Here is a 2,661-nt window from a genome sequence, read left to right as displayed (position 1 = left end):
CTTCTTCTTGACAGGAAATAATTCCAATTGATATAAATAATAAGAAAATTAAATTTAGATTGAATCTTTTCATAATTTGTTGTTTAGATTAATAAGTGTCTTTTAATATAGAAATTTGTGTAAAAATTGTTTACAACGGTCTTGGTTAAGGCAAGTAGCGTGGAGTAGGGACGCGAACTTGTCGGCTTTGTTGTTTTTTACTTGGTGTCTAAAATATCACTTTTCATTGGAATACCCGCTGTTTGCGCTTAACCGATGTTGTAAAGCGTTTAATAACTATAAATACTCTACATCAGTTCTAACATTTTTCCGCCAGATTTTTCCAAATTTTTTATCCATCAATTCAAAGAGTTTTTGGTTATAAATTTTAATGCATTCTTCAGTTGGTGGTAAGCAACCAAAATCAAAATATTTAATATTAAATTCTTTCTCAAATTTCTTATCCGATTCTGTATTTGCAATTGGAGCTATAGATCCTACTAAAAGAAATTTGGCTTCTCCGTTCTTCCAATCTATTTCTGCTTGTTCTTTACTATAGTCACATTTTGTATCTATAGTCAGAGTGATGGAGGTGATTTTCTTCTCAGGTGTTATTTCGAAAATATGTTTATCATATCCTGGAGCTGAAATTTCTAATGAGTAATCTTTTCCAATTTCTAAGTTTTCAATTTTAAAGAATCCTTTTTTGTTAGTGGAGGTCATTCTTTCCAAAATTGGTTTATTAATATTTTTGATTACTATATAGACATATGAAATCGGGGCTTCGTTAGTAATTGAAGACTTGATTTTTCCATTAATCTCAGCTTGTGCATTAATCAGTTGACTGAATAAAATCAATGTTAAATTAATTAATAATGCTTTCATTACTCTTTCTTTTAAATGCTTTACAACGGTCTTGGTTAAGGCAAGTAGCGTGGAGTAGGGATTCGTACTTGTCGGCTTTGTTGTTTTTTACTTGATGTCTAAAATAGCACTTTTCACCAGAATGCCCGCTATTTGCGCTTAACCGATGTTGTGCAAAGTGCTATTTAGCTCTAACAGGTTTTATTTTCCAAATTATTCCGTTTACCGTGAATAAGATAAATATCATAATTAGCCACTTATAAACTTTTTCAAAAGTCCAAAATGGTATAGGCGAAAAATCTCTCTCCATATCAATTATGACATCGATCATTATAATATTCCATATAATTCCTAAACTATATAGAATTACATAAATCATTAGAAAAGTCCATATAATTTTACTGTTAAAGATTATTTGTCCGATAAGTAATGGTATAGGAGTTAAAACTGACCACCAATAAAATACATAGGAATTATTTTCTGTCATACTTTTCAATTCACCAAACCAAATAATGATCCATAGTGCTAGTCCAATTCCATAAAGAAGTCTTTGAATTTTGTCATTCAACAAATAATCAGATAATTTTTTCAATATTCTTATGTTTATTTTTAAATTTTACTGGGTCTGGGCATTTTGCACAACGGTCTTGGTTAAGGCAAGTAGCGTGGAGTAGGGACTCGTTCTTGTCGGCTTAGTTGTTTGTTTCTTGGTGTCTAAAATAGCACTTTTCACCAGAATGCCCGCTATTTGCGCTTAACCGATGTTGTGTATAGTTTTATTCCTTGCAAATTTGTTAGTACGAGAAAATTCTTGTCCGTTTTCATCCAATATTGTTGTTTTATATAACATACATTTTCCGTCAATTCTAATATTCATAACTCTTAGAACTTGTTCTGGATCAATAGCGATAGGTTTTCTTCCATACTTTAATTTTTCAACATCCAACTTTAAAGTAAATGAACAATCATCAATCCATTTTATTTTTAAAAACATTGGATTGTTTCCTAATTCATTTTCATATTCTATTTGGTCATTTTCTGTTCTTACAATAATCCATTTTTTAAGATTATTATCAGGTTTTTCATTTTCAATATAAAATGTGCCAGTTTTGAAATCTTCACATTTTAACTGACCAAATGAGTTAAAGTTGATAAATAAAAGAAAGAAAATTATATTTCTATAATGGAAAATTGGGTTGAAAATCATACGTATAAAATTATACACAACGGTCTTGGTTAAGGCAAGTGGCGTGGAGTAGGGACACGTTCTTGTCGGCTTAGTTGTTTTTTAATAGGTATCTAAAATACACTTTTTCGACTAAGCCCGCTTTTTGCGCTTAACCGATGTTGTATGTAGTGCTTTTTTTTACTTCAATTCAAGTCATTTCGGCTATCACGTAAATAAATGCGGTTAATAATAGAATGGTTAAAATCAGATTTCCAAATATTCCAATCAAAGTAATTTTTCCTTTCCACTTTTTCTCCACTATTCCCGCAAAAAAACCACCAATTGATAATCCGAAAATCATAACACCAATTAATCCGAGGTAAATATTATCATTATCAGTTAATCCTAGTTCTATCCAAAAATAACTTGCTAAATAGCTCAAAATTATTAGCGTAATATTTAAAAACAGTATTTTATTCGACGTACTTTTTACCAATTTTTTTATAAGTTTTAAATTATTTATTGAACTCAGGATGTTTTTTTTGCATTACATACAACGGTCTTGGTTAAGGCAAGTAGTGGGAATAGGGTCGCAAACTTGTCGGCTTAGTTGTTTATTACTTGGTGTCTAAAATAGCACTTTTCATTGG

Annotated in this window: 4 protein-coding genes; all 4 read right to left on the bottom strand. The window is 30.3% G+C overall.

All coding sequences use genetic code 11. From position 1 onward, the window contains the following. Positions 1-276: 276 nt before the first annotated feature. The 4 genes from BC962_RS16225 to BC962_RS16210 all read right to left on the bottom strand — a co-directional run bounded on the left by BC962_RS16225 (position 277) and on the right by BC962_RS16210 (position 2,453). Positions 277-864: a carboxypeptidase-like regulatory domain-containing protein gene (locus BC962_RS16225; RefSeq protein ID WP_121347148.1), complete on the bottom strand. Its 588-nt coding sequence runs from the start codon at positions 862-864 to the stop codon at positions 277-279. Positions 865-1,024: 160 nt separating this feature from the next. Then, a complete protein-coding gene (locus BC962_RS16220) occupies positions 1,025-1,435 on the bottom strand; it encodes a hypothetical protein (protein ID WP_121347147.1) in 411 nt (136 codons plus the stop codon). Positions 1,436-1,597: 162 nt separating this feature from the next. Then, entirely contained in the window at positions 1,598-2,050 is a 453-nt protein-coding gene (locus BC962_RS16215; protein ID WP_121347145.1) for a hypothetical protein, read from the bottom strand. A gap of 169 nt (positions 2,051-2,219) precedes the next feature. Next, positions 2,220-2,453 (bottom strand): hypothetical protein, encoded by a 234-nt coding sequence (locus BC962_RS16210; protein ID WP_121347143.1) that lies wholly within the window; start codon positions 2,451-2,453, stop codon positions 2,220-2,222. Between the last annotated feature and the right edge of the window lie 208 nt (positions 2,454-2,661).

Origin of the sequence: Gillisia mitskevichiae, from assembly GCF_003634585.1 — a bacterium.
Classification (GTDB): domain Bacteria; phylum Bacteroidota; class Bacteroidia; order Flavobacteriales; family Flavobacteriaceae; genus Gillisia; species Gillisia mitskevichiae.
Note: the sequence above shows the minus strand (reverse complement) of the source record. Positions and strands in the feature narration are given on the sequence as shown.